Origin of the sequence: Hydrogenophaga sp. NFH-34 (genome assembly GCF_021401345.1) — a bacterium.
Taxonomy (GTDB): domain Bacteria; phylum Pseudomonadota; class Gammaproteobacteria; order Burkholderiales; family Burkholderiaceae_C; genus Hydrogenophaga; species Hydrogenophaga electricum.
The window spans coordinates 81,841-107,188 of sequence record NZ_JACBGE010000020.1; the positions used below are offsets into that span (position 1 = coordinate 81,841).

Genomic DNA, 25,348 nt, shown 5'->3' on the forward strand with positions numbered 1-25,348 from the left:
CTTCCCCCTGAGGGGGGCGGCCCTGGTGGCCCGGCAAAGCCAGTTCCACGGGGCCCTCGATGTCAGTCACGCCTTCCGGGGCTTTTGTTTCTTTTCAACCGCAATCAAGGAGTGCTTTCCATGCGCCGTTCCCTGTCCCTGCTGGCCGCCACGGCCGTGCTGTCCACCACCGGTTTCGCCCAGGCCGCCGAGTACGCGATCGACCCGACGCACACCTTCGCGACCTTCGAGATCGGCCACTTCGGCGCGACCACCAACCGCGGCCGCTTCGACAAGAAGGACGGCAAGATCAGCTTCGACAAGGCCGCCAAGACCGGCGCGGTGGACATCAGCTTCGACGTGGCGTCGGTGAACTCCGGCACGCCCATGTTCGACAAGCACCTGGCCAGCGCCGAGATCCTGAACGCCGAAAAATTCCCGAAGGCCCGCTTCGTCTCGACCAAGTTCGTCTTCACCGGTGACAAGGTCAGCGCGGTGGAAGGCAACCTGACGCTGCTGGACAAGACCCAGCCCGTGACGCTGAAGGCCAACCAGTTCGCCTGCTACGACAGCCCGATGCTCAAGCGCGAAGTCTGCGGCGGCGACTTCGAGACCACCATCGATCGCACCGCTTTCGGCGTGAACTACGGGGTGGACTGGGGCTTCCCGAAGAACGTGCGCATCGTGATGCAGGTCGAGGCGGTGAAGCAGTAAGCCCCCCTGCGCCGCTGTCGCGGCTTCCCCCCTGCTGCGCGGGGGGACCCCGCCTGTGGCCCGGCGGAGCCGGTTCCACGGCGTGTACCCGCCGGGGCTGTTGCGCGCCTGCGTGTCGTTTGCTCAAGGCCCGCTCTGGCGGGCCTTGTTGCGTCGGTGGCGCTGGAGGTCTTTGTCGGACGCTCGCCAGGGCGTTCACGGCCGGGTGGCCTGTTCCAGATGCTGCAGGAAGTGCAGGGCGTGTTCGCGCGTGTCGCCGCACATCTCGCGGCTGGGAGGCAGCGAGCCGCACACCGCCGGCCGTTCGGGCCGGCCGAAGAGGCGGCAGCGCAGGGCCTCGTCCAGGTGCGGACAGGGGACACCGGCCGGCTTTCCCTCGGGCCAGCCGGGCATCGGGCTGCTGATCGACGGGGCGATGCAGCAGGCCCCACAGCCGGGGCGGCATACCGGTTTTTCGGGGGAAGACATGGCAAGATTGTCGGCCGTCGGGACACCGGCGGTGTCGTTTTCTGAGGTGCCATGCCCGCCGACCGTTCTGTTGTTCCCTTGCCCGCGATGCCGGCCCCCGAGGCGCTGACCGCGCGGCTTACCCGCTGGCGTTTCTGGCTGGGCCTGGCCCTGGCCCTGCTGCTGGCCGCGCTGCTGGTGGAAGCGGCGCACAAGGTCATGACCGAGCTGAGCTACGGCGCGGTGGTGGCCGCCGCCCGGGCCACGCCGGCCGGGGTACTGCTGGCGTCGGTGCTGGCCACCGGGCTGAGCTTCCTGGCGCTCACGCTGTACGACCGCTCCGCGCTGCAGTACGCCGGTGCGCGCCTGCCGTACCGCGTGGTGGCACAGACCTCGTTCATCGCCTACGCGCTGTCCAACACCGTGGGCCTGGGCGTGCTCACGGGCGGTGCGGTGCGCCTGCGGCTGTACGGCGCGGCGGGGCTGGAGGCTGGGCAGATCTCGCGCGTGATCGCCTTCAACGCGGTGGGGTTCACCGCCGGCATCGCGGTGGTGGGCGCGGCGGCCCTGGTCTGGCGCGCCGGTGCGGTGGCCGACCTGCTGGGCTGGCCGCCCGATCTGCTGCGTGCGGCCGGGGTGGTGACGCTGCTGGTCGCCGCCGCGGCGCTCGGCGCTTTCTGGCGCGGCGGCACCTGGAAACTGCGCGGCTGGTCGGTGCGACTGCCCAGCGCTTCGCTGGCGATGCAGCAGCTGCTGATTTCGGCGCTGGACGTCACGGCCGCCGCCGCCGCGCTGTGGGTGCTGCTGCCGGCCGGGTCGGTGGCCTTTCCCACCTTCGTGGGCTTTTACGCGCTGGCGATTGCGGTGGGCGTGATCAGCCACGTGCCGGGCGGCCTGGGCGTGTTCGAGGCCGTGCTGCTGCTGGCGCTGGGCAAGCAGGTGCCGGCCGACCAGCTGGTGGGCGCGCTGGTGCTGTACCGCGTGATCTACCACCTGCTGCCGCTGGCCCTGGCTTTGCTGCTGCTGGTGGCCGCGTCGTGGCGGCGCGGGGCGGCCACGCCGCTGGTGCGCGCGGCGGCGGCGCTCTCGCCCCTGCTGCTGTCGGCCTTCACCTTCGTGATCGGGGTGCTGCTGCTGGTATCGGGGGTGACGCCCGCCACCGAAGACGCCACCGCGCACCTGCAGCGCTTCATGCCGCTGCCGGTGGTGGAGGCGGCGCATTTCCTGGGCAGCGTGATCGGGCTGGCGCTGCTGTTCGTGGCGCGCGGCATGCTGCTGCGGCTGGACGTGGCCTGGTGGGCCGGGCTGGTGCTGGCGCTGGCCAGCCTGGTGCTGTGCCTGCCCAAGGGCATCGCGGTGTCGGAGGCGGTGCTGCTGGGATTGCTGGCCGTGTCGCTGGCGCTCTCGCGCCGCCACTTCAACCGGCGCGCGGCGCTGTTCTCGCTGGCGTTTTCGCGCGGCTGGCTGCTGGCGGTGGCGGCGGTGGTCGGCGCCGTGGCCGCGCTGCTGTTTTTCGTCTACCGCGACGTGCCCTATGCCGACCAGGTCTGGTGGCAGTTCGAGTTCGACGCCTACGCCCCGCGCTCGCTGCGCGCCATGGTGGCGGTGGCGCTGCTGACGCTGTGCGTGGCGCTGGCGCACCTGCTGCACCGCGCGCCGCCGCCGCTGGCGCGCCCCGACGCGGCGGCCCTGGCGCAGGCCCAGGCCATCGTGGCGGCGCAGGACAGCGCCGGCGCCGGGCTGGCGCTGATGGGCGACAAGAGCCTGCTGTTCGCCGAGTCGGGCCAGGCTTTTCTGATGTACGCGCGCAAGGGCCGTTCGTGGGTGGCGCTGTACGATCCGGTCGGTCCGCGCGAGGCCTGGCCGGAGCTGGTGTGGCGCTTCGTGGAGCTGGCGCGCGAATCGGGCGGGCGCCCGGCCTTCTACCAGGTGCGGCCGCAGGCGCTGCCGGTCTATCTGGACGCCGGGCTGCGCGTCTACAAGCTGGGCGAATGCGCCAGCGTGGACCTGGCCAGCTTCAGCCTGGAGGGCAAGCGCCGCGCCAACCTGCGCCACGGCGTGGCCCGCGCGCAGCGCGACGGGCTGGCCTTCGAATGGCTGCCGGCGGGCGCAGCGGGGCCGGTGTTCGACGCGCTGCAGGCGGTGTCGGACGACTGGCTGGGCCAGCACCAGGCGGCGGAAAAGGCGTTTTCGCTCGGCGCCTTCGAGCGCGGCTATGTGGAGCGCCAGCCGGTGGCCGTGGTGCGGCACGAGGGCCGGATCGTGGCCTTCGCCACCCTGCTGGTGACCGGGCAGGCCGCCGAGGCCGCCGTGGACCTGATGCGCCAGCGGCGCGACGCACCCAAGACCACCATGGACTTCCTGTTCACGCAGATCATCCTGCAGCTGAAAGCGCAGGGTGTGGCGTGCTTCAACCTGGGCATGGTGCCGCTGTCGGGCATGGCCGGCCACCGGCTGGCACCGGGCTGGCAGCGCCTGGGCCGGCTGCTGTTCAATCACGGCGAAAATTTCTACAACTTCCAGGGGTTGCGGGCGTTCAAGGAAAAGTTCGACCCGCTCTGGGAGCCCCGTTACCTGGCCGCTCCGGGCGGCCTGGCCCCTTTTCTGGTGTTGTCCGACACCGCCGCGCTGATCGCGGGCGGCTGGCGGCGGGTGGTGAGCAAATGAAGATGGTTGGATGGCTGGGGTCGCTGCTGCTGGTCGTGGCCCTGCAGCCCGCCGTGGCGCAGGAAACCCTGTCGCACGGCCGGTTCAAGAACGTGCAGCTTTACCGCCCGCCGGGCGAGGTCAAGACCGTGGCCCTGCTGTTTTCGGGCGAGGGCGGTTGGGGGCCGCAGGGCCCCGGCCCGGCGGCCCAGGTGCTGCTGGACACCGGCGCGGTGGTGGCCGCGATCGACACGCCGGCGCTGCTGGCCAACTTCAACCAGGACGGTGGCGGCTGTGTGGTGCCCGAAGGCGACGTGGAAAACCTCTCGCGCTTCGTGCAAGGTTATGCGCGCCTGCCGGCCTACTTTCCGCCAGTGGCGGTGGGCGTGGGCGCCGGCGGTTCGCTGGCCTACGCCATGGCGGCGCAGGCGCCCGAGGGCACCTTTTCCGGTGCTGTGTCGATCGGTTTCTGCCCCAGCCTGCCGCTGACCAAGCCGCTGTGCAAGGGCGAAGGCACGCATTTTCAGGTGATCAAAGAAAAGTCAGCGCTTGCTCTCTTGCCGGATGAGGCGATGCGGACACCCTGGCTGGCGCTGCACGGTGCGGCCGACCGGGTCTGCCCGGTGGCGGCGACCCAGGCCTTCGTGGCCAAGGTGCCGAGCAGCCACTGGGTCAGCGTGCCGGGCGTCGGCGACGACGTGCTGGCCGCGCCGGCCGGGCTGGCCAGCTTCCAGGTGGCCTACCGGCGCATGGCGACCGAGGTGACGACGGCGCGGCTGAGCGCCGAAGCCGGGGCCGAGGTGGGTGATCTGCCGCTGGTCGAAGTGCCGTCGTCGGCACTGTCCGATGCCTTCGCGATCCTGGTCTCGGGCGACGGCGGTTGGGCCGGGCTGGACAAACGCGTGGCCACGCTGCTGGCAGCCCGGGGGTTGCCGGTGGTGGGTTGGGATTCGCTGCGGTACTTCTGGTCGGCGCGCACGCCGCAGGGCTTTGCCGACGATCTGGGGCGCACCATCCGGGCCTACGCGCGGCAGTGGAAAAAGACCCGGGTGGTGCTGATCGGTTATTCGCAGGGCGCCGACGTGCTGCCTTTTGCCGTCAACCGCCTGCCGGCGGCGGCCCGCACCCTGGTGGCACAGACCGTGCTGCTCGGGCCGGGTGAGCGGGCGTCGTTCGAGTTCCGGCTGACCAACTGGGTTTCGCGCGACACCAAAGGGTTTCCGGTGGCGCCCGAGCTGGGCAGCGGCTTCACGGTGGCGAACGCGACCTGCATCTACGGCACCAGCGACCGCGAGGCGATCTGCCCGAACCTGCCGGCTGGACAGATCACGCAGGTGCCGCTCAAGGGCGACCACCATTTCGGTGGCGACTACGACGGCCTGGCCGACCAGGTCCTGCGGCGCAGCCGCTGACGAAGCGGCCCCGAGCGGCCAGGGCTTCAGGCGGCCAGGCGGGGGGCGGCCCAGAGCACCTGGTCGATCACCGCCTGCACGCCCTGGCGGGCGCCTGCCGACGCCAACTGGCCATTGGCGTCAAAAGCCTCGTGGGCCTTGGCCAGCGCGAACTGCTTCGGGGTTGTCCAGCACTGCAGCTTCATGAGCATGGGGGTCAGGTGCGACAGGCTGCTGATGCCGCCCAGTCCGCCGGGGGACGCGGCCAGCAGGCCCACAACCTTGCCCGCGAACGGCTTCAGGCCGTTGGCCCATTCGTCGTTGCCGGCGACCGGTCGCGAGGCCCAGTCCAGCGCGTTCTTGAGCAGGGCCGGATAGCCGCCGTTGTATTCGGGTGTGCTGATGATCCAGGCCGGGTGGGCGTGCAGCGCCTGCTTGAAGCGGATCACGTCGGCCGGCGTGCCCTGGGCTTCGAGGTCGCCGTTGTAGATCGGCAGGTCGAAGTCCGAGAGGTCGAGCAGCGTGACCTGGGCGCCTGCAGCCGTGGCCAGATCGGCCGTGGCTTTGGCCAGCTTGCGGTTGAGGGAGTCGGCGCGGGTGCTGCCGGAGAAGACGAGGAGGGGGGTGGGGGTGTTCATGCGGGGCATTGTGGCAGCCGGGTCGCGCAGGATTCCTGCGTGGGGTCTAGGGCGCATCCCGCCTCCACAGCGCCATGCCGCCGGCCAGCACCAACAGTGCCAGGCCGCTGGCCTGGTCGATCCGCCGCTGGGCTCCCGCCCCGAAACGGCGGGCACCCGCCGCACCCGCCAGCGCGTACCCGAGCAGCACCGCGCCGTCGACGCCGGCGAACACCACCGCCAGCAGCGTGTACTGCGGCCCCAGCGGTTCGTTGGGGTTTGTGAAGGAGGGCAGGAGGGCCGAGAAGAACAGGTAGCCCTTCGGGTTGGTGACGGCGACGGTGAAGCTGCGGCGGAACACGGCGGCGGGGCGTTCGCGGCGGGTGGCGGCGGTGGCTTCGTCATGAGGGGCTGATGCGGCTTCCTGCGCGTGCAGCAGGCGCCAGCCCAGCCAGGCCAGGTAGGCCACACCGGTCCAGCGCAGCAGCTCAAAGGCGGCGGCCGAGGTGGCGAGCAGGCTGCCCAGTCCGGCGGCCACGGCGGCGATGAGCACCGCGTCCGACAGCACCGCACCGCCCACACCGGGCAGGGCCGCGCCCACCCCGTGGCGCGCGCCATGGTTCAGCGCCAGCAGGGTGGTGGGGCCGGGTGTGGCCACCGTGACCAGGGCCAGCGTCGAAAACAGGAGCATGGAGTCGTTCATGGGCGTGGCTTCTTGGGGGGTGAAGGACGCTGCAGGCGCAGCACCAAGGTGCACAGGCCGCCCACGAACAGCGCCAGGCTCAGGCCGCTGCGCCACAGGTTGGCCCGGTTCCAGGCGTGGCGCACGTCGGCCCAGTCGGGCGGCAGGTTGGCCGCGGTCCACGATTCGGTGAGGTGGTTGAGGGGCAGGTTGACCTCCCGCGTGAACAGCACGATGCCCAGCGCGTAGGCCAGCACGGTCAGCGCCAGCAGCCGCCACCAGGCGCTGGGCCGTTCGGACCAGGCCATGGCGAGCGCCAGCAGACCCAGTGGCACCGGACCGAAGAAGCAGACGAAGAACCCGGCATGCCGCACGTTCCGGTTGAACGCCGACTGCACCTGTGCATAGGTCGGGCCGTCGAGTTCGAGCGTGGCGAGGTTGACGTTGGCGCTGTAGGTGGCGAAGAAGCCGGCCATCAGGCCCAGCAGCAGCACGGCCAGCAGCTGGGCGGCAAGCGAGAGGGTATTCGGCGATGACGGCCTGGGGTGGGCGGTTGGGTGCATGGTGGGCGGCGGTTCAGGGCTGGGTGAGCAACTGCCATTGGGTGATCCGGCCGTCCCAGAACGGGAGAATCTGGCCCCGGGCGGCGCGCGAGATGACGAAGCGGGTGGGGATGCGGACCCCGCCGATGAGCTGGTAGTCGCTGCGGCGGACGTGTTCGCCCGAGCCGTGATAGGGCGTGCCGAGGTCGCCGTCCTCCTCTGCGGCCATCGAGGCGATGCCGCCGTCTGGGCCAAAGCGCACGCGCATGCCCACGGTCTGGCCCCGGTGGCTGACCACGGCCCGCGCACTGTCTGTGTCCACGGGCTCCCAGTGGATCGCCCCGCCGGGCAGCAGGGCCTGCGGGTAGGTCGGGCTTTCGAGCAACCAGCGGCGCAGAGAGATGCGGTCGAGCTGGGGCGAGCCGGTTTCGTTGACCACGGTGAGCGCCGAAAGGATGCGGGCCTTCATCTCCATGCGGCCGTCGACATAAGCGTCCCAGGCGCGGGCCCAGACGCCGGGGGCCACCGGTGTGCGGGCATCGAACATCAAGGCCGGTACCCGGATGCCGGCGGTCTGGTGGGCGCTGGTCGGGTGAAAGCGCTCGCTGCCGGGGCGGCGGAACTGCCCCTCCATGGTGAACTGCACGGCGTGTCCAGGCACCGGTCCGCCGGGAAAGGCGAACCGGAGATAGCGTTGCACCGGTGCCGGGAGGTCGCGCAGTGCCTCGGGCCAGGGGACTGGTCGCGCCTCGCCCGTTGGCGTGGCGATCTGTGCGGCGGCCAGCACCCGCTGGTGGTGTTGCTGGATCTGCGCCTCGGTGCGCCAGTGCGCAACTCCCAGCACGGCGGTGGTGCCCGCACTCAGCAGGACCGCGGCCAGGAGCAACCGCCTTGGCCAGAGACGGGCCGGGGGGAGGGGGTTCTGGGATGGCGGCATGGTGTGCTCCTTGGGGGGGAGCCACCACTGTGAGCCTGGCGGCGCGGTGGCGCCTTAACCCGGGTTCAGTCGCCGCCGGATGCGCGAGAGCGCCACATCGGTGATGCCCAGCCAGGAGGCGAGCTGGCGCAGCGGGATGCGGGCGAGCCAGTCCGGGTGTTCGGTCCGCAGGGCCAGGTAGCGTTCGGTGGCGGTCAGTTGCAGGAAGGCGTGTTCGCGCGCCATCTTGTCTTGCAGCAGGGCGGCAAGCACGCGGTGTTCCAGCGCCTGCCAGGGGGCGAAGCCTGCGGTGGCGGTGGCCCAGCTGTCCCAAGGCAGGGCCCAGACCTGGCTCGGTTCCAGCGCCTCGACCCAGAAGTGCACCGGCAGCTCGCGCAGCGCCGGGGTGATCGGCCAGACCAGGGCACCGGCGAGATAGAAGTTCTTGTTGGCGGCCTGGCCGTCGCGGTCGAGGTAATACAGGCGCAAGGCCCCGCGCTCCAGCCACCAGAGATGTTGCCAGTGCCCGCCCTCGTGCAGCAGGGCTTGGCCTTTGGCCAGGGCGACCGGCTGCGCCTGCCGGCACAGGGCTGCCGCCGCTGGCGGCAGTGGGCCGAGCGCGGCACTCAGGTGCTCGATCAAGGGGTGGGGGACTGGGGGCATGTCTGCAGGCGCCGGGGCTTGATGGGACAATAACGGGTTCGCGCGGGCCGGGGCAGGCCTGCCGCCACTGTTTCACGTGAAACAGTCTTTGCATTGTCGGGCTGGCTGGGATCGCCGCCGCCCTGGAGCACCCTCATGTTGTACCCACAGGAATTTGACGTCATCGTCGTTGGCGGTGGCCATGCCGGCACCGAAGCCGCGTTGGCCGCCGCGCGCATGGGCTGCGCCACGCTGCTGCTCACCCACAACATCGAGACGCTGGGCCAGATGAGCTGCAACCCCAGCATCGGCGGCATCGGCAAGGGCCATCTGGTCAAAGAGGTGGACGCGCTGGGCGGGGCGATGGCGCTGGCCACGGACGAGGGCGGCATCCAGTTCCGCATCCTCAACAGCAGCAAGGGTCCGGCTGTGCGCGCCACCCGCGCCCAGGCCGACCGCATCCTGTACAAGGCCGCGATCCGCCGCATGCTGGAGAACCAGCCCAACCTCTGGCTGTTCCAGCAGGCGGTGGACGACCTGATGGTGGAAGGCGACCGGGTCGTCGGCGCGGTGACGCAGGTCGGCATCCGCTTCCGCAGCCGCACCGTGGTGCTGACGGCGGGCACCTTCCTGGACGGCAAGATCCACGTCGGCCTGAACAACTACGCGGCGGGCCGGGCGGGCGATCCGCCGGCCGTGTCCCTGTCCGCACGGCTGAAGGAGCTCAAGCTGCCGCAAGGCCGCCTGAAAACCGGCACGCCGCCGCGCATCGACGGCCGAACGATTGACTGGTCCAAATGCACCGAGCAGCCCGGCGACGGCGTGCCCGGTGGCCTGAATCCCGACGGGCCGGTGCCGGTGTTCAGCTTCATGGGCCACACGTCCATGCACCCGCGCCAGATTCCCTGCTGGATCACCCACACCAACGCCCGCACGCACGAGATCATTCGCTCCGGCTTCGACCGCAGCCCCATGTTCACCGGCAAGATCGAGGGCGTGGGCCCGCGCTATTGCCCCAGCGTGGAAGACAAGATCAATCGCTTCGCCGACAAAGACAGCCACCAGATCTTCCTGGAGCCCGAGGGCCTGACCACGCACGAGGTCTACCCCAACGGCATCAGCACCAGCCTGCCGTTCGACATCCAGTACGCGCTGGTGCGCAGCATGCCGGGGCTGGAAAACGCCCACATCCTGCGCCCGGGTTATGCCATCGAGTACGACTACTTCGACCCGCGTTCGCTCAAGGCCAGCTTCGAGACGAAGCAGATCCAGGGCCTGTTCTTCGCCGGTCAGATCAACGGCACCACCGGCTATGAAGAGGCGGCGGCCCAGGGCCTGTTCGCCGGCCTGAATGCTGCGCTGCAGTGCCAGGGCAAAGACGCCTGGCTGCCGCGCCGCGACGAGGCCTACCTGGGGGTGCTGGTCGACGACCTGGTGACCCAGGGCGTGACCGAGCCCTATCGCATGTTCACCAGCCGGGCCGAGTTCCGCCTGCAGCTGCGGGAGGACAACGCCGACATGCGCCTGACCGAGCAGGGCCGGGTGATGGGGCTGGTGGATGACGCCCGCTGGGACGCCTTCAGCCGCAAGCGCGACGCGGTTTCACGTGAAACAGAGCGTCTGAAATCCACCTGGGTGAATCCGCGCATCCTGGAGGCGGCCGAATCCGAGCGGGTGCTGGGCAAGGCCATTGAGCGCGAATACAACCTGTTCGATCTGCTGCGCCGGCCGGGCGTGTCGTACCCGGAACTGATGGGCATGGGCGAAGGGCGCTGGGCGCCTGCCACCAAGGCGGATGACGCCGACGCCCGTCCCGTGGTTTCACGTGAAACACTGGGCGAGCTGCACGACGCGGTGGTGGAGCAGGTGGAGATCGCCGCCAAGTACTCGGGCTACATCGACCGGCAGAAGGACGAGGTGGAACGCGCTGCGCACTACGAGCACCTGAAGCTGCCGCCCGATCTGGACTACGCCCAGGTCACGGCCCTGTCCTTCGAGGCGCGGCAGAAGCTGGCCAAGCACCGACCGGAAACGCTGGGCCAGGCCTCGCGCATCTCTGGCATCACCCCGGCCAGCATTTCCTTGCTGATGATTCACCTGAAGAAGGGTGGCTTCAAGGGTTTCGCCCGCACCGCGGAAACCCAGAACGCATGAGCGCCGCGAATCTGAAGCCGGCGCTGGAAGCCGGGCTGCGCGAACTCGGGCTGAATCTGTCCGAGGCCCAGGTGGACCAGTTGCTGGCCTACCAGGACCTGATCGCCAAGTGGAACAAGGTCTACAACCTGACGGCAGTGCGCGACCCGCAGGAAATGCTGACGCACCACCTGCTCGACAGCCTGGCGGCCATTCCGCCGCTGCTGCGGCAGATAGGGGCGCAGCCAGGTTTCGCCGCCGGGCCGCCCCAAGGTGAAACAGCCCCTGGACTCGGCGAAGACCAGGGCCCTTCCCGGTCTTGGGGCAGCGACCCGCAGAGCGGTGGAGCGGGGGGCGCGCCCATTCGGCTTCTCGACGTGGGCTCGGGGGGCGGCTTGCCGGGTGTGGTGATTGCCATCACCTGTCCGCAGATCGAGGTGCACTGCGTGGACACGGTGCTCAAAAAGGCAACCTTCATCCAGCAGGTGGCCGCGTCGCTGAAGCTGCCGAACCTGCGAGGGATTCATGCGCGGGTCGAATCGCTGAAAGCGGAGGAGGGCGGCGGGTACGACGTGGTCTGTTCGCGGGCCTTTGCTTCGCTGGTGGACTTCACCACCTGGTCGCGGGCGGCGCTCAAGCCGGGGGCGGTGTGGATGGCGATGAAGGGCAAACACCCGGTGGACGAACTGGCGGTGCTGCCGGCCGAGGTGTCGGTGTTTCACGTGGAACAGTTGAAGGTGCCGGGGCTGGAGGCTGAGCGGTGCATTGTCTGGCTGCGGCCTGCTGTCTCTTGAGTTCGGTGTATTTCGCTCATTGACCTCGCGCCAGGCCATTGGCGATGTGCGCGTTCTCCGGCCCACGCTTGCGGGCTGGTCGATGGGTCCGTAGAAACCTTCTCGTCAACCCTGGGCCGGTCCGTCGCCTTGAGGGCAACCGCGAATGGGGCCTGCGCCCGCGCACATCGCCAACGGCCTGTGAGCTGCAACGCGGGTGCACCACCGCTGGTTCGTCCGGGTCTTGCTGGAGGGGGCTGTGGCGTGTGGATGGGCGGCGGGACGATTCGCGGTTGCCCACTTGGCGGCGCATAGGCCCGGCGTTGACGAGGCAACGCAAGCGCTCAGACCCATCAGACCGCGAGCTGGACCAGAGCCCAGTCACGCGACGCAGCCCCCTCAGAAGCAACAGTTGAGCGAAACAAGCGGAACTCAAACCACAAAGCCAGCCGAAAGAAAACACCCCTCACGTAAACTCGACCGTCTGCACATCCCCAGAGAGCCTCCATGTTCGGCATTGCTGACTACGGCGCCTTCGTCGCCGCCATCGTTCTGTTCCTCGCCATCCCCGGCCCGGGCAACCTGGCCCTCATCACCTCCACTGGCAAAGGCGGTATCCGGGGCGGCATGGCTGCCACCTTCGGCGTCATCGCTGGCGACCAGGTTCTGATGTGGGCCGCCGTCGCCGGCGTGGCTGCACTGCTCGCCGCCTACCCGGCCGCCTTTGCCTTCGTGCAATGGGCCGGCGCCGCCTACCTCGCCTGGCTCGGCTTCAAGATGCTCACCGCCAAACCCGGCGATGCGCCCATCCTCAACATCCGCCCCAGCCAGTTCCTCCAGCAGGCCCTCACCATCACCCTGCTCAACCCCAAGGCCATCGTCTTCTACATGGCCTTCTTCCCGCTCTTCGTCGACCCGGCCCGCCACCAGGGCCTGATCACCTTCGGCGCCATGGCGGCCACCGTCGCGGTTCTGACGTTTCTCTATGGCTTGACCGCCGTCCTGCTCACCCACTTTCTGGCCGAACGCATGCGCGCCAACCCGCGCATCACCCAAGCACTGAACAAGCTGGCCGGCGTCTTCCTCATTGGGTTTGGCGTCAAGCTGGCCATCTCCAAATAAGCAGACCGGGGTTTGACACGATGGCCAAGATTTTTTGTATCGCCAACCAGAAGGGCGGCGTCGGCAAGACCACCACCACCGTCAACCTGGCCGCCGGGCTGGCCAAGATCGGGCAGCGTGTGCTGATGGTCGATCTCGACCCGCAGGGCAACGCCACCATGGGTTCGGGTGTGGACAAGCGCAGCATGGCGCTCTCGGTCTACGACGTGCTGCTGGAGTCGGCCACCGTGGCCGAGGCCGCCATCCTCGCGGACAAGTGCGGCTACCACGTGCTCGGCGCCAACCGCGAACTGGCGGGTGCCGAGGTTGAACTGGTCGAACTGGAACGGCGCGACCAGCGCCTGAAAACCGCGCTCGCCGCGGTCGACGCCGACTACGACTTCGTGCTCATCGACTGCCCGCCCTCTCTGAGCATGCTCACCCTCAATGGCCTGTGCTCGGCGCACGGCGTGATCGTGCCCATGCAGTGCGAGTACTTCGCGCTGGAAGGCCTGACCGACCTGGTCAATACCATCAAGCAGGTGCACGCCAACCTCAACAAGGACCTGCAGATCATCGGCCTGCTGCGCGTCATGTTCGACCCGCGCATCACGCTGCAGCAGCAGGTCAGCGACCAGCTCAAGGCCCACTTTGGCGACAAGGTGTTCAACAGCGTCATCCCGCGCAACGTGCGCCTGGCCGAGGCGCCCAGCTACGGCCTGCCCGGCGTGGTGTTCGACCCGTCGGCGCGCGGCAGCCAGGCCTTCGTGGCCTTTGCCACCGAGATGGTTGAGCGCATTCAATCGATGTGAGCGCCTGCTTTCTCTAAAGGCTCCATGAAACCTGAAAATGTCCTGATCCTTCCCGGCTGGCAGAGCAGTGGTCCCGAACACTGGCAAAGCCGCTGGGAAGTTCTGTACGGCTACCGGCGGGTGGACCAACACGACTGGATGACCCCGCGCCGGGGCGACTGGATTGCCCGGCTGGAAGACGTGATCCTCGGTTGCGACGGCCCGGTGGTGCTGGTGGCCCACAGCCTGGGCTGCATCCTCACCGCCGCCTGGGCCCAGGTCTCGCGCAGTACCGCCCGTGTACAGGGCGCGCTGCTGGTGGCTCCCGGGGATCCGGAGCGCGACGAACTGCGGCCACTGCTGCCGAGCTGGGCCCCCATCGTGCGCGACCGCTTGCCGTTCCCCGGCATCCTGGCCGGCAGCCGCAACGACCCGTATTGCGGCTTCGAGAAAGCCCAGTCGCTGGCCCAGAGCTGGGGCGCGCATTTCATCGACTGCGGCGAATGCGGCCACATCAACGCCGAGTCCGGCCTGGGCGACTGGCCCGAAGGGCGGGCCTGGCTGACCGAACTGACGAACCCGAAAGACAACTGACCATGGTCACCAAGAAACCCAAGGGCCTCGGCCGCGGACTCGAAGCCCTGCTGGGCCCCAAGGTGGCAGAGGGCGCCGCCGCCGCGCCCGCTGCCGAGGGCACGCCCAGCCAGTTGCCGCTGGACCAGATGGTGGCCGGCGTCTACCAGCCGCGCACGCGCATGGACGAGGGCGCGCTCTACGAACTGGCCGAGAGCATCAAGGCGCAGGGCATCATGCAGCCCATCCTGGTGCGCAAGCTGGCCGATGGGCCGCATGCGGGCAAGTACGAAATCATCGCGGGCGAGCGCCGTTTCCGCGCCTCGAAGCTGGCCGGCCTGACCGAGGTGCCGGTGCTGGTGCGCGACGTGCCCAACGAGGCGGCGGCCGCGATGGCGTTGATCGAGAACATCCAGCGCGAAGACCTGAACCCGCTGGAAGAGGCGCAGGGCCTGCAGCGCTTGGTCAAGGAATTCGGCCTGACGCACGAGCAGGCGGCGCAGGCCGTGGGCCGCTCGCGCTCGGCGGCGTCGAACCTGCTGCGCCTGCTGCAACTGGCCGAGCCGGTGCAGACCATGCTGATGGCGGGTGACATCGACATGGGCCACGCGCGCGCGCTGCTGGCACTGGACAAGGCGGCCCAGATCACGGCCGGCAACCAGATCGCGGCCAAGAAGCTGTCGGTGCGCGAGGCCGAGAACCTGGTCAAGAAGATCGGCGCCGAATTCAATCTGGTGCCGCAAAAACCCAAGAAGGAAAAGTCGCGCGACATCCGCCGGGTGGAAGAGGAGCTGTCCGACCTGCTGACGGCCGAGGTCGAGGTCCGGGTCAAGAAGCGCGTCAAGCGCCACGGCCGGGTCGAGGAGATGGGCGAACTCGCGATCCAGTTCGGCTCGCTGGACGAACTCAACGGTCTGATCGACAAGCTCAGAAACGAGCGCTGAGCCGCGGGCAAGCCCAAAGAAAAAGGCCTCCAGGTGGAGGCCTTTTTGATGGCGTCGCGCCAGCGTCCAGAACGCCGCGGAACCGGCTCTGCCGGGCCGCCAGCGTTGTCCCCCCTAGGGGGGAAGCCGCGCAGCGGCGCAGGGGGGCGCTTAGTTCCCCACCTTGAGCTGGCCGCCACGGCCCAGCCCGCCCTTGACTTCCTGCGCCTTGTAGTTGCGCAGCGAGATCACCATGTTGTTGTAGGCGTCGGTGAACGCGGCCACCGTGGCCTTGCCGGCCGGGGTGCGCGAGAAGCCGCCGAGCGTGCCACCGGCGCTGGGGCCGAAGGCGCCCAGGGCGGCGCCCCAGTTGGTGGCGGTGGAGTTGCCTTCGGAGATGGCGATCTGCACACCCGAGCGGATGTCGAACATGGTCAGGGTCACGACGGAAGCCTTGCTCTCGACCGAGCCGGCCAGGGCCGCCAGGTTGCGGTTGCGGCTGCCCAGCAGGCCACCCAGGCCGGCAGCGATGCCGCCGGTGGCTTCGTTGTCGATGATGATCGCGGGCTCCAGGTAGTAGTCGGCCGCGACGCGCTGGCCCTTCTGCTGGTTGGAGCCGGCGCGGAACTCGCCCGAATTGCGCTGCTTGTCGGTGATGCCGCTGAGCTTGCTTTCGGTGCGGTTGTTGCCGATGGAGGTGATCACGAAGCAGTTGGACTGCTGCACCGCCAGCCGGATCAGCGGTTCGATGTTGGTGACCTGGGTTTCCCGGCCGAAGGAGGCATACCACTCCTTGCCGCGACCATCGTCCACGGCCAGCGTGCCCAGCGGCGCATCACAGCGTTGCAGGGTGCTGTTGGCGTTCACGCTGGTGGCGCCGCCGGCTGCGCCGGTGGCTGCGGTGGCGTTGGTGCCGGTGGAGACGATGCCACCGCCGCCGGGCGTGACGCAGCCGGCCAGGGCCAGGGAAGCTGCCAGCGCAGCCCAGCGGAGGGAAGTAGAGGTCTTGGACATGGATAGGCTTTCTCTTGCTTGACGAACGAAATCGGACGGAGAGGGCAACGGGGCAGCGCCAGCGGCGGCGCGTCAGCGCAGGTACCAGCCTGCGGGGCCCCAGACCCAGTAGTAAGGGGCGCCGCTGTACCAGGTGCCCCAGGATTTGCGATAGGCCTCGCGGATGCGGTAGAGCCGCTGCTCGTCCTTTTTGGCGGCCTGCGCCTCGGGGATGAGCTGGCGGGCACCCTTGTGCCCTTTGCCGGCGGCGCGGGTCAGCCAGGCTTCGGCCTCGGCCGGGTCGGAGCCCATTTCTTCGAAGCCCAGCAGGTACAGGCGGCCCAGGGCGTACTGGGCTTCCACATGGCCTCCGTCGCCGGCCTTGCGCAGCCATTCGATGGCCTGGAAGCTGTTGCGCTCCACACCATCGCCGCGCAGCAGGCGCAGGCCCAGGTCGTAGGCGGCTTTGGGGTTCTGTTCGGCGAGGCTGGTCAGGGCCTGGAGGCGGCGCTCGGCCTCGGGGTCGGTGGGCGTACCCTGGAACGTGGCGGTTTCGCGGGCCTGATCGGCACAGCCCTGGCTGTTGCAGATGCGCACGGTCGGCTGCTGGGGCGCGGTCTGCTCGGCAGCCGTCTGCGTGGCGCAGCCGGCGACGGACATGGCAGCCAATGACAAGATGGACAGAACGCGGCGCATATCACCTCCTTGGGCGCTTCCTTCCCTGAAACCTAAAAAAGTATACATGGCGCCTCCGGGAAATCCCAAAGGCGCCGCGCTTCTGCCGGTCGGGTCTGCTACAAGTTGTAAGGGCTGGAGGTGAATCAGAACTGCCAGCCGGCGCCGAGCCGCACCAGGTGGCGCTTGCCGCCGCTCACCCCGATACCGCCATTGATGACCACGTTGCGCACCCGGTGCGCCAGGGCCAAGCCCACGGCCATCTGGCCGCCATAGGCCGCCATGCCCACGTTCACGGTGCTCTTGCCTTCGCCGGACGGGGCCATGGGAATCAGCGCTGCGGCCTGGGCGATGCCGGCATGCACGTCCTTGCGCAACTGGCCGATCTGCTGGTCGGTGTACTGGCGGGCCGTGTCGAGGGTGCGCACATCGCCTTCGTCGGCATAGGTCTGGGCTTGCTCCAGGGTACGGGCATCGCCCGCGTCGGCATAGGCCTGCGCCCGTTCGAAGGTGCGGGCGTCGCCGGCGTCCGCGTAGCGCTGGGCCTGGCGCAGCGTGCGCTGGTCGCCCTGGTCGGCGTAGGCCTGCGCCTCGCCCAACGACTGGGTCTGGATAGCGCGCACCTGCCGGACCGTGGCCGCATCGCTGTCGGCTTCGCCGTCGGCCACGTGCGTGATGCGGCGTTCGTTGCCGGTGCTGCCCACCGACAGCGTGTTGTCGGCCGAGGTGGTCGAACCGTTGCCCAGGGCGATCGCGTTGGTGTGGGTGGCCTGGGCGTTGTGGCCCACCGCGACGCTGTAGTCGCCCGTGGCGGCGGCGTTGTCGCCCAGCGCCGTGGTGCGGGTGCCGGTCGCTTGGGCCCCGACACCCACGGCCACCGAAGAGCGGGCGGTGGCGCCCGCGCCGATGGCGATGGAATCGGACTGCACGGCTAAGGCCCCCTGGCCCAAGGCGATGCTGTTGCTGGACTGGGCCGTGGCGTCGGGGCCGATGGCGATGGCGCCGGTGGGCGTGGCCGAGGCCCCTTGCCCGACGGCCACGGAGGTGCTGCGCAAAGCGGTGTCGAGCTGGGTGTTGGTGTGCGTCTGGGCCGCGCTCAGGGTGGTCGTGGCCGAGCTGTCGGTGTAGGCCTTGGCGTTGGCTTCGGCCTGCGAGGCGACGGTATCGGCGTGGGTTTGGGCGGCGCTCAGGGTGGCCGCGGCCGAGCTGTCGGTGTAGGCCTTGGCGTTGGCTTCGGCCTGCGAGGCGACGGTATCGGCGTGGGTTTGGGCGGCGCTCAGGGTGGCTGCGGCCGAGGCGTCCGTGTAGGCCTTGGCGTTGGTCTCGGCCTGTGCCGCAACGGTATCGGCATGAGTCTGGGCGGCGCTCAGGGTGGCTGCAGCCGAGCTGTCGGTATAGGCCTTGGCGTTGGCTTCAGCCTGTGCGGCGACGGTGTCGGCGTGGCTCTGGGCCGCGCTCAAGATGCCAGCGGTGGCACTGTCGGTATAGGTCTTGGCGTTGGCCTCGGCCTGTGCGGCGACGGTGTCAGCGTGGGTCTGGGCGGCGCTCAGGATGCCGGCGGTGGCGGCGGTGATGCTGCTTTGCATCTGGCCTAGGTTCACCGCGTCGGTGGCGTTGGTGCCGTTGGCCACATGGGTGATGCGGCGCTCGTTGCCCGTGCTGCCCACCGACAGCGTGTTGTCGCCCGAGGTGGTGGAGCCGGCGCCGATGGCGACCGCATTGGCGTGGGTGGCCTGGGCGTTGGTGCCGATGGCGACCGCGTTGTCGGTGCTGGCCTGGGCGTTGGTGCCGATGGCGACCGCGTTGTCGGTGCTGGCCTGGGCGTTGGTGCCGACGCTGATGGTGTGGCTGGCCGTGATGTTCGACCCCGCGTCCGTGCCCAGCGCCAGGTTGCCATCGCCGCTGACCGTGCGGCCCGCACGGGTCCCGATGGCGGTGTTGTCGTTGCCGGTGACCCGGCCGCCCGCGCTGTAGCCGTTGGCGGTGTTGCGGTCGCCCTTGACGATGTTGCCGCTACCGTCGCCGGTGGCGGTGTTGCTGTTGCCGGTGACGCCCGAGCCGGCACCCAGGCCGGTGGCGGTGTTGCGGCTGCCGGTGACGTTCCAGCCGGCTTCCGTGCCGCTGGCGGAATTGAAGCTGCCGTTGACGTTCCAGCCGGCGTCGGTACCCACGCTCGAATTGGCGTTGCCGGTGACCTTGTAGCCGGCGTCGGTGCCCACGGCGCTGTTCCGGTTGCCGGAGATTTCGGTGCCGGCGCTGGTGCCGAGCGAGGTGTTGCTGTTGCCGGTGATCTTCTGGCCCGCATCCACGCCGAAGGCGGCGTTCTGGTTGCCGTTGACGGTGAGGCCGGCGTTGCGCCCGACAGCGGTGTTGTCGGTGCCGGTGGTTTCCTGTCCCGCGCGGCCGCCCACGGCCACGTTGCCCTCGCCGCTGGAGCCAACGCCTGCGGCGAAGCCGACCGCGACGCTGTGCACGCCATTGGCATTGGCCAGGCGGCCACAGGCCAGGGCGCCGACGCCCGATTCGGTGGCGGTGTCGCTACAGTCCGCCCAGGCCGGCGCCTGGTGCAGGGTCAGCGCCAGCGCGGCGGCCGCGATGGCATGGCGGACAGGTTGGCCGACGAAGGCCCGGGAAGACGGCGGCAGTTGGCGGTTGGTGGCTGGGCAGCCCATGGTGTGGTCCTTTGATCGTGCGTCGGTATTGGCGACCAGGACCGTTAGACAATCGTGAGAAAATGGGCGCGAAGTGGCCCATTGGCCACAAATTGAGGCCTTGCCGCCGTGCCCGAAATCGCTGTTCCCGCCCTCGGTTTGTGCCTGCTCGGTCCGCCGCGCCTGGTGATCCGGGGCGACGATGTGTCCCGGCGCGTCAAGTACCGCAAGGCCTGGGCCCTTTGGGCCCTGCTGGGCACCACACGCGGGCAGGTGCATGCCCGGGCGGTGGTGGCGGAATGGTTGTGGCCCGACCGTCCGGCACCGGCGGCCAAAGCCAATCTGCGGCAGGTGCTGGCCGAGCTGCGCGCCTGGCTCGCTGCGGCCGGGCTGGGGCACTGCCTGGTGGGTTCCGCCCAGACGATCGGTCTGGCCCCCGACGATCGCCTCGTGGTGGATGCCGAGCAGCTCCAGCGCTGGGCCCGGGCCAGCCGGCCCGCCGAGCCGCCGGACTGGAATGCCCTGCCGGACGACGACGTGCTGGACACCCTGCCGGATGGCGGTTTCCTGCAAGGCCTGGAGTTGCCGCCCATGCCGGATGGGACGGAGTGGCTGCCGTACATGCGCGACACCTGTGCCGATGCCTTGCTGCAGGTCCTGGCTTTCAAGGCCCGGCGCGCCGCCGCGCAGGGGCGTCTGCACGGGGCCGTCGTCACGGCCCGCCGGTTGCTGCTGCTGGCGCCGGCGCAGGAGAGTCACGCGGTGTTGCTCGCCGAGCTGTTGCAGCGGCAGGGGCAGCCATTGCAGGCGCAGCAGGTGGTGCACCAGAGCATCGGGAAGATCGAAGAACAGCTCGGGCTGGAACCGTCGGACCTTCACGAACTGGCGCGGCCTGCCGACGAGGCGTTCGCGCGGTCGGTGCCCACGACCATTCCCGAGTGGCGCCGGGTGACGGGCCTCTACAGCGACATTCCCCAGGCGCACGCCACCGACGAGCAGGCCGTCGAGGCCTGGGGGCGGATCTGGGACGCCATGGCGCGTCGTGCCCACGGTCTGCCGATCGCTGTGCCCGGCCTGGGCTGGGCCGCCGTGTTCGGCCTGAGCGACGCGGGCCCGGAACCCGCCCGCAGCGCCGGCGACATGGCGCGGCAATGGATGGCCCTGGGCCTGAGCGAACAGGTGCGGGCGGGCGTGGCCGATGCGCGGGTGCTGGTGCGCCCGGGCCTGGGCGCGCGCTGGCTGGTGGGGGACGCGGTCCACGCGGCGATGCGCGTCTGCTGGCAGGCGGGCTGGGGCGAGTGGCTGGCCACCCAGGACGTGGTGCTCGCGGCGCGCGAGACGGGCTTTTCAGGCGCCCGGTCGGCGCAGGACCCGCACCTCTGGGTCGGGGGCGTCGACCGGCATCCGCCCGCGCACGCTGCTGCGGGTGCCGATTTGCCCCTGGTGGGCCGCCAGCGCGAACTGGCTTGGTTGCGCGCGCGGTGGGCGGCGGTGGCGGCATCGGGCGCCAGCGCCGTGCTGATCCAGGCGCCGGCGGGCTATGGCAAATCCCGCCTGGTGCGGGCGCTGGAGGAACAGGTGGCCGGTTCGGGCGGCCATGTGCTGCGCATGGCCTGCGGCTGGCAGATTCAGGAGCACCCGATGATGCCGTGGCGGGTGGCGCTGGGCGCGGCAGAGCCGGCCCAGGCGCTGCGCGGGACCGATGACCGGCAGGTGCTGCGCACGCAGGTGCTGCGGCTCGTCACGCAGCGGGCTTTGCAGCTGCCGCTGCTGATCAGTCTGGAAGACCTGCACTGGGCGGACCAGGCCACGCTGGACTACCTGCCCGTGCTGCTGCAGCAACTGCAGGGACTTCCCGTGCTGCTGGTCATGTCGGCGCGGCCGATGCCGGCCGGCGGGCGGCCCGCGTTCGCGCGCACGCTGGCGCTGGAGGTGCTGCCGCCGGAAGCTGCGCACCACCTGCTGCAGGCCACCGAGGCGGCCGCGCACCTGGATGCCGGTGAGCGCGACCGCCTGGTGGAATCGGCCGGCGGGGTGCCGCTGATCCTGCAATGGCTGGCCCGGAGCCGGACCGCGCCGCCGCGCACGCACGCCGGCATCGAGGCGCTGGTGCAGGACCAGCTGGACGCGCTCGGTCCGGGCCGGGTGGTGTTGCGCGCCGCCTCGGTGCTGGGCGAACGCTTCGACCTGCCGACGCTGCAGGGCCTGCTGCCCCGGCATGCGATCCGCACCGCGCTCACCCGCGCCAGCCACCTGCATCTGGTTCGCGCCATGGGGCGCGACGGGTGGGTGTTCGGGCATGGGCTGGTGCAAGGTGTGGTGTACGAGGGCATCCCTCCCGCGCAGCGGCGCCGGTGGCACGCGCAGGCGGCCAACCACCTGCAAGGCCACGATCCCGTGGTGGCGGACCAGGTGGCCCGCCACTGGGAGGCCGCGCAATCCTGGGCCGAAGCGGCCCACTGGTGGCGCCTGGCCGGCGACGCCGCGATCGAACGCGACTTTGCGGCGGACGCACGGATCTGCTACGAGCGCGCCATCGATGCGGTGGCGCGTCTGGCGCCGCACCGGCAGACGGTGCTCAAGCGCGCGGCCCTGCAGGTCCAGGTGGGGCATTGCCTGCACATGACCGAAGGCTTCGGGTCCGCGGCGGCCTGGCACGTGTTCGGCAGCGTGGACGATGCCCTGGGCGTTCTGCCGGAGGGCGGTGCGGAAGTCCTCGATCTGCGGTTTGCCGCGCTCGCCGGGCGCTACATGGGCAGCAGTTCGCAAGGGGTGGTGGGCGGCCTGGACCTGGCCCGCCAGCTTGCCGACATGGCCGAGACGCCCGAGCAAGGGCTCATGGCGCGCTACGCCCTGGGCAACTCGCTGTTCTGGCTGGGGCGTTTTGCCGAGTCGCGGCAAGCCTTGCAGGAAGCCGTGACCTTGTCCGACCGGCTGTCGCTGCACCACCGTCTGCTCTATTGCAGCGACGACCCCGCGCTGGTCTGCCGGGCGTTCCTGGCCTGGCTGTGCTGGTTCGAAGGCGATGCGGCGGGCCTGTCGCACTGGGCCGAGGCTTTGCAGCAGCGGCTGGACGGGCCGCAGCGGCCGCACGCGGTGTGCTTCGCGCTCACCCTGCTCAGCTGCGCTCACTGGTGCCAGGGCGACTGGACGGCGTTGCACGCGGGCGCCGCGCGGATCCACGCGCTGGCGGGGCAGTTCCGCTTTCCGCTCTGGGAAGGCGTCAGCAGTCTGTTGCTGCTGTGTGGACAGGCCCGGCAGGGGGCCCTGCAGGACGCCGATGCGCTGCACGCGGCGGCGCACCGCATGCGGGGCGCCTACCAGGCCGGGATCACCACCTCGCGCTGGATGGTGGCCGAGGCCCTGATGGCACAGGGCCTGCACGAACAGGCCATGCCGCTGCTGACACAGGCCTGCGGCGAGGCCCTGCACCACGAAGACCAGTACTGCGTGCCCCAGATGCACTGGCTGCTGGCCGAGTGCCACCGCCGCAACGGCGATGTGCCGCGGGCGCGGGCCCTGCAGGCCCAGGCGCGAAAAAGCGCCCGGGGCATGGGCGCCGAGGGCCTGCTGCGCCAGTGGCAGCAGGCGGGTGCGGCCTCAGAGTGAAAAGATCTTGCCCGGGTTGAGGATGTTGTCCGGGTCGAGCGCGCGCTTGAGGGTGCGCATCATCTGGATGGCGCCGTCGCCCGCTTCGGTGCGCAAGAAGTCCATCTTGTGCAGGCCCACGCCGTGCTCGCCGGTGCAGGTGCCTTCCAGGCTCAGCGCGCGCGCCACCAGCTTGTGGTTGAGTTCCTCTGCCAGCGTGTATTCTTCGGGCTTGTCCGGGTCGATCAGGTAGCCGAAGTGGAAGTTGCCGTCGCCCACGTGGCCAACGAGGAAGTAGGGCAGGCCGCTGGCGTCGGCTTCGGCCACCGAATCGAGCAGCGCGTCGGCCAGGCGGCTGATGGGCACGCAGGTGTCGGTGCTGATGGCGCGGCAGCCGGGTTTGCTCTGGATGGCGGCGAAGTAGGCGTTGTGCCGCGCGGTCCACAGGCGCGTGCGTTCCTCGGGCGTGGTCGCCCATTCAAAGGCGTTGCCGCCGTGTTCGCTGGCGATCTCCTGCACCGTCTCGGCCTGTTCTTTCACACTGGCGGGCGAGCCGTGGAACTCCATCAGCAGCATGTTCTCTTCGCGCAGACCCAGCTTGCTGTGCGCGTTGACCATGCGCACGGAATTGGTGTCGATCAGTTCGCAGCGCGCGATGGGCACGCCGAGCTGGATCACCTGGATCACGGTGCGCACGGCGGCCTCGATGCTGGGGAAGGAGCAGATCGCGGCCGAAATCGCTTCGGGCAGCGGGTAGAGTTTGAGTGTGATTTCGGTGATCACGCCCAGCGTGCCTTCGCTGCCAACCATCAGGCGCGTGAGGTCGTAGCCGGCGCTGCTTTTTTTGGCGCGCGTGCCGGTGCGGATGGCCTCGCCCTGCGCGGTCACGACTTCGAGCGCCAGCACGTTTTCGCGCATGGTGCCGTAGCGCACTGCGTTGGTGCCGCTGGCGCGGGTGGCCGTCATGCCGCCGATGGAGGCATCGGCGCCCGGGTCGATGGGGAAGAACAGGCCTTCGTGTTTGACAGCCTCGTTCAGCGCCTTGCGCGTGATGCCCGGCTGCACGGTCACGGTCAGGTCTTCGGCGTTGATCGACAGCACCTGGTTCATGCGGCTGACGTCGATGCTGATGCCGCCCTGCACCGCCAGCAGGTGGCCTTCGAGCGAAGAGCCCACGCCGAAGGGGATGACTGGCACCTTGTGTTGCGCCGCCAGCGCGACCGCGTCGGCCACGTCCTGCGTCGACTCGGCAAACACCACGGCCGCGGGCGGCGGCACGTCGTAAATGGACTCGTCGCGCCCGTGCTGTTCGCGCACCGCCAGGGCGGTGGAACACTGCGCACCGAAGCGCTGCTGCAGCGCTTCGATCACCAGGGCGGGCGTTTCGCGCAGCCGAAGCGTGGGCGCCAGATGGACGTGCTTGACGGGGGCGTTCATGGATGTCTCCTGTGGCGTGCCAGGAGGGACTGGCACGCAGATAATGGGCCATTATCGACGCTGATCTGTCTGCCCGCCAGGCAGTGATGGCGCTTCCAGGAACCACCTTCATGGGCAACCGACTCACACAGATCGCCACCCGCACCGGCGACGACGGCACCAGCGGCCTGGGCGACAACACCCGTCTGCCCAAGCACCACCTGCGCTTCCAAGCCATGGGCGACGTGGACGAACTCAACTCGCACATCGGCCTGCTGCTGTGCGAAACACTGCCGGCCGAGGTGCGCACGCTGCTGGTCGAGATCCAGCACCAGCTGTTCAACCTCGGCGGCGAGCTGTCCATCCCCGGCTACGAACTGCTCAAGGCCGACGCGGTGCTGGCGCTGGACGAAGCGCTGGCCACGCACAACGCCCAGTTGCCGCGGCTGCAGGAATTCATCCTGCCGGCGGGCACGCGCGCGGCCGCGCAGGCGCACGTGTGCCGCACCGTGGCGCGTCGGGCCGAGCGCCAGATCGTGGCGCTGGGGCAGGAGGACACGGTGCGGGACGCGCCGCGCCAGTACCTCAATCGCCTGAGCGACCTGATGTTCGTGCTGGCGCGTGTGCTCAACCGCATGGACGGCGGCGACGACGTGTACTGGCAGAGTGCGCGGCTGGCGCAGGGGGGCGATTGAAAACCGGGTGGTGGGCGCTCGCGGCCGCTACCCTGTCCGGTGGCCCGGCGTTGGCGCGCGCACCGTCGGCGCCCGGCCCGGTGCAGACCGTGCGCTGGGTCTGTGAAGCGGTCTACCAGCCCTCGCGCGCAGTCTGGCCGCGCACCGTCGAGCTGGCGCATGACGCCCAGCGCGTGACCGCGGTGCGTATCGACGGGCAGGCGGTCTACACCTTCCTGGTCGAAGGCACCACCGTGTTCACCTCGCAGGACAACGAGCGCATCCAGTTCGACACCGCCGTCCGGAGCTGGCGCAGCGATTTCCGGGGCCTGGCCCAGTCGCAGGGCCGCTGCGAACCCACCGACTGAGTAACCGTCTTGGAAGTCAAGCGCTGTGAAGCGATTTGTCCCAAGGTTTGCCAGTTCGGACCATGGCATTGAGCGTGGTCAGCAGCTTGCGCATGCAAGCGACCAAGGCGACC

Annotated in this window: 22 protein-coding genes; 12 read left to right on the forward strand and 10 right to left on the reverse strand. The window is 69.7% G+C overall.

Annotated features, from left to right (window positions below; translation table 11 throughout):
* Positions 1–120: 120 nt before the first annotated feature.
* Positions 121–693, forward strand: a complete 573-nt coding sequence (locus L0977_RS18465) for a YceI family protein (RefSeq protein ID WP_234266334.1) — start codon at positions 121–123, stop codon at positions 691–693.
* A gap of 195 nt (positions 694–888) precedes the next feature.
* Here L0977_RS18465 and L0977_RS18470 read toward each other — a convergent pair whose 3' ends face one another.
* Positions 889–1,161 carry a YkgJ family cysteine cluster protein gene (locus L0977_RS18470; RefSeq protein ID WP_234266335.1) on the reverse strand — a complete coding sequence of 91 codons (273 nt, stop codon included), beginning with the start codon at positions 1,159–1,161 and terminating at the stop codon, positions 889–891.
* 51 nt (positions 1,162–1,212) lie between these two features.
* Between L0977_RS18470 and mprF the strand changes: the two genes are divergently transcribed.
* Both mprF and L0977_RS18480 read left to right on the forward strand, forming a co-directional pair.
* Entirely contained in the window at positions 1,213–3,807 is a 2,595-nt protein-coding gene (mprF, locus tag L0977_RS18475; protein ID WP_234266336.1) for a bifunctional lysylphosphatidylglycerol flippase/synthetase MprF, read from the forward strand.
* On the forward strand, positions 3,804–5,198 hold the full coding sequence (locus L0977_RS18480) for an AcvB/VirJ family lysyl-phosphatidylglycerol hydrolase (RefSeq protein WP_234266337.1): 1,395 nt from the start codon (positions 3,804–3,806) through the stop codon (positions 5,196–5,198). Before mprF ends, L0977_RS18480 begins: the two co-directional genes overlap by 4 nt.
* Before the next feature lie 26 nt (positions 5,199–5,224).
* Here L0977_RS18480 and L0977_RS18485 read toward each other — a convergent pair whose 3' ends face one another.
* The 5 genes from L0977_RS18485 to L0977_RS18505 are packed head-to-tail and all read right to left on the reverse strand — an operon-like array spanning position 5,225 to position 8,597.
* A complete protein-coding gene (locus tag L0977_RS18485; RefSeq protein ID WP_234266338.1) occupies positions 5,225–5,815 on the reverse strand; it encodes an NADPH-dependent FMN reductase in 591 nt (196 codons plus the stop codon).
* A gap of 46 nt (positions 5,816–5,861) precedes the next feature.
* Positions 5,862–6,497: a LysE family translocator gene (locus L0977_RS18490; protein ID WP_234266339.1), complete on the reverse strand. Its 636-nt coding sequence runs from the start codon at positions 6,495–6,497 to the stop codon at positions 5,862–5,864.
* A complete protein-coding gene (locus tag L0977_RS18495) occupies positions 6,494–7,039 on the reverse strand; it encodes a DUF1772 domain-containing protein (RefSeq protein ID WP_234266340.1) in 546 nt (181 codons plus the stop codon). Before L0977_RS18495 ends, L0977_RS18490 begins: the two co-directional genes overlap by 4 nt.
* Before the next feature lie 13 nt (positions 7,040–7,052).
* Positions 7,053–7,955, reverse strand: coding sequence for a DUF6920 family protein (locus L0977_RS18500; RefSeq protein WP_234266341.1), 903 nt, complete (start codon positions 7,953–7,955; stop codon positions 7,053–7,055).
* Positions 7,956–8,009: 54 nt separating this feature from the next.
* Positions 8,010–8,597, reverse strand: coding sequence for a Crp/Fnr family transcriptional regulator (locus L0977_RS18505; protein ID WP_234266342.1), 588 nt, complete (start codon positions 8,595–8,597; stop codon positions 8,010–8,012).
* A 135-nt stretch (positions 8,598–8,732) separates the two neighbouring features.
* On the opposite strand from L0977_RS18505, the gene mnmG reads away from it, so the two are divergent.
* From mnmG to L0977_RS18535, 6 genes are all read left to right on the forward strand, one after another.
* Positions 8,733–10,730: a tRNA uridine-5-carboxymethylaminomethyl(34) synthesis enzyme MnmG gene (gene mnmG / locus L0977_RS18510; RefSeq protein WP_234266343.1), complete on the forward strand. Its 1,998-nt coding sequence runs from the start codon at positions 8,733–8,735 to the stop codon at positions 10,728–10,730.
* The gene (gene rsmG / locus L0977_RS18515; RefSeq protein ID WP_234266344.1) at positions 10,727–11,503 is read left to right on the forward strand and encodes a 16S rRNA (guanine(527)-N(7))-methyltransferase RsmG; all 777 of its coding nucleotides are present in this window, start codon (positions 10,727–10,729) and stop codon (positions 11,501–11,503) included. The genes mnmG and rsmG overlap by 4 nt, the downstream gene beginning before the upstream one ends.
* Positions 11,504–11,989: 486 nt before the next feature.
* Positions 11,990–12,604 (forward strand): LysE family transporter, encoded by a 615-nt coding sequence (locus tag L0977_RS18520; protein ID WP_234266345.1) that lies wholly within the window; start codon positions 11,990–11,992, stop codon positions 12,602–12,604.
* A 20-nt stretch (positions 12,605–12,624) separates the two neighbouring features.
* Complete coding sequence (locus tag L0977_RS18525) at positions 12,625–13,395, forward strand: ParA family protein (protein ID WP_234266346.1); 771 nt, start codon at positions 12,625–12,627, stop codon at positions 13,393–13,395.
* A gap of 24 nt (positions 13,396–13,419) precedes the next feature.
* The gene (locus L0977_RS18530; RefSeq protein WP_234266347.1) at positions 13,420–13,968 is read left to right on the forward strand and encodes an RBBP9/YdeN family alpha/beta hydrolase; all 549 of its coding nucleotides are present in this window, start codon (positions 13,420–13,422) and stop codon (positions 13,966–13,968) included.
* Between the two features lie 2 nt (positions 13,969–13,970).
* A complete protein-coding gene (locus L0977_RS18535) occupies positions 13,971–14,891 on the forward strand; it encodes a ParB/RepB/Spo0J family partition protein (RefSeq protein WP_234266348.1) in 921 nt (306 codons plus the stop codon).
* A gap of 150 nt (positions 14,892–15,041) precedes the next feature.
* Here L0977_RS18535 and L0977_RS18540 read toward each other — a convergent pair whose 3' ends face one another.
* From L0977_RS18540 to L0977_RS25475, 3 genes are all read right to left on the reverse strand, one after another.
* Positions 15,042–15,884: a CsgG/HfaB family protein gene (locus tag L0977_RS18540; protein WP_234266349.1), complete on the reverse strand. Its 843-nt coding sequence runs from the start codon at positions 15,882–15,884 to the stop codon at positions 15,042–15,044.
* A gap of 72 nt (positions 15,885–15,956) precedes the next feature.
* Positions 15,957–16,559 carry a sel1 repeat family protein gene (locus L0977_RS18545; RefSeq protein ID WP_234266350.1) on the reverse strand — a complete coding sequence of 201 codons (603 nt, stop codon included), beginning with the start codon at positions 16,557–16,559 and terminating at the stop codon, positions 15,957–15,959.
* A 125-nt stretch (positions 16,560–16,684) separates the two neighbouring features.
* Positions 16,685–19,210, reverse strand: a complete 2,526-nt coding sequence (locus tag L0977_RS25475) for a YadA-like family protein (protein ID WP_267966506.1) — start codon at positions 19,208–19,210, stop codon at positions 16,685–16,687.
* Positions 19,211–19,318: 108 nt separating this feature from the next.
* Here L0977_RS25475 and L0977_RS18560 point away from each other — a divergent pair, with 108 nt between their 5' ends.
* A complete protein-coding gene (locus L0977_RS18560; RefSeq protein WP_234266351.1) occupies positions 19,319–22,798 on the forward strand; it encodes an AAA family ATPase in 3,480 nt (1,159 codons plus the stop codon).
* Here L0977_RS18560 and L0977_RS18565 read toward each other — a convergent pair.
* Positions 22,790–24,214 carry an FAD-binding oxidoreductase gene (locus tag L0977_RS18565; protein WP_234266352.1) on the reverse strand — a complete coding sequence of 475 codons (1,425 nt, stop codon included), beginning with the start codon at positions 24,212–24,214 and terminating at the stop codon, positions 22,790–22,792. The two genes, L0977_RS18560 and L0977_RS18565, sit on opposite strands and share 9 nt — an antisense overlap.
* Positions 24,215–24,324: 110 nt before the next feature.
* Here L0977_RS18565 and L0977_RS18570 point away from each other — a divergent pair, with 110 nt between their 5' ends.
* A complete protein-coding gene (locus L0977_RS18570; RefSeq protein WP_234266353.1) occupies positions 24,325–24,888 on the forward strand; it encodes a cob(I)yrinic acid a,c-diamide adenosyltransferase in 564 nt (187 codons plus the stop codon).
* Positions 24,885–25,235, forward strand: coding sequence for a hypothetical protein (locus tag L0977_RS18575; protein WP_234266354.1), 351 nt, complete (start codon positions 24,885–24,887; stop codon positions 25,233–25,235). Before L0977_RS18570 ends, L0977_RS18575 begins: the two co-directional genes overlap by 4 nt.
* The last annotated feature ends 113 nt before the right edge of the window (positions 25,236–25,348 follow it).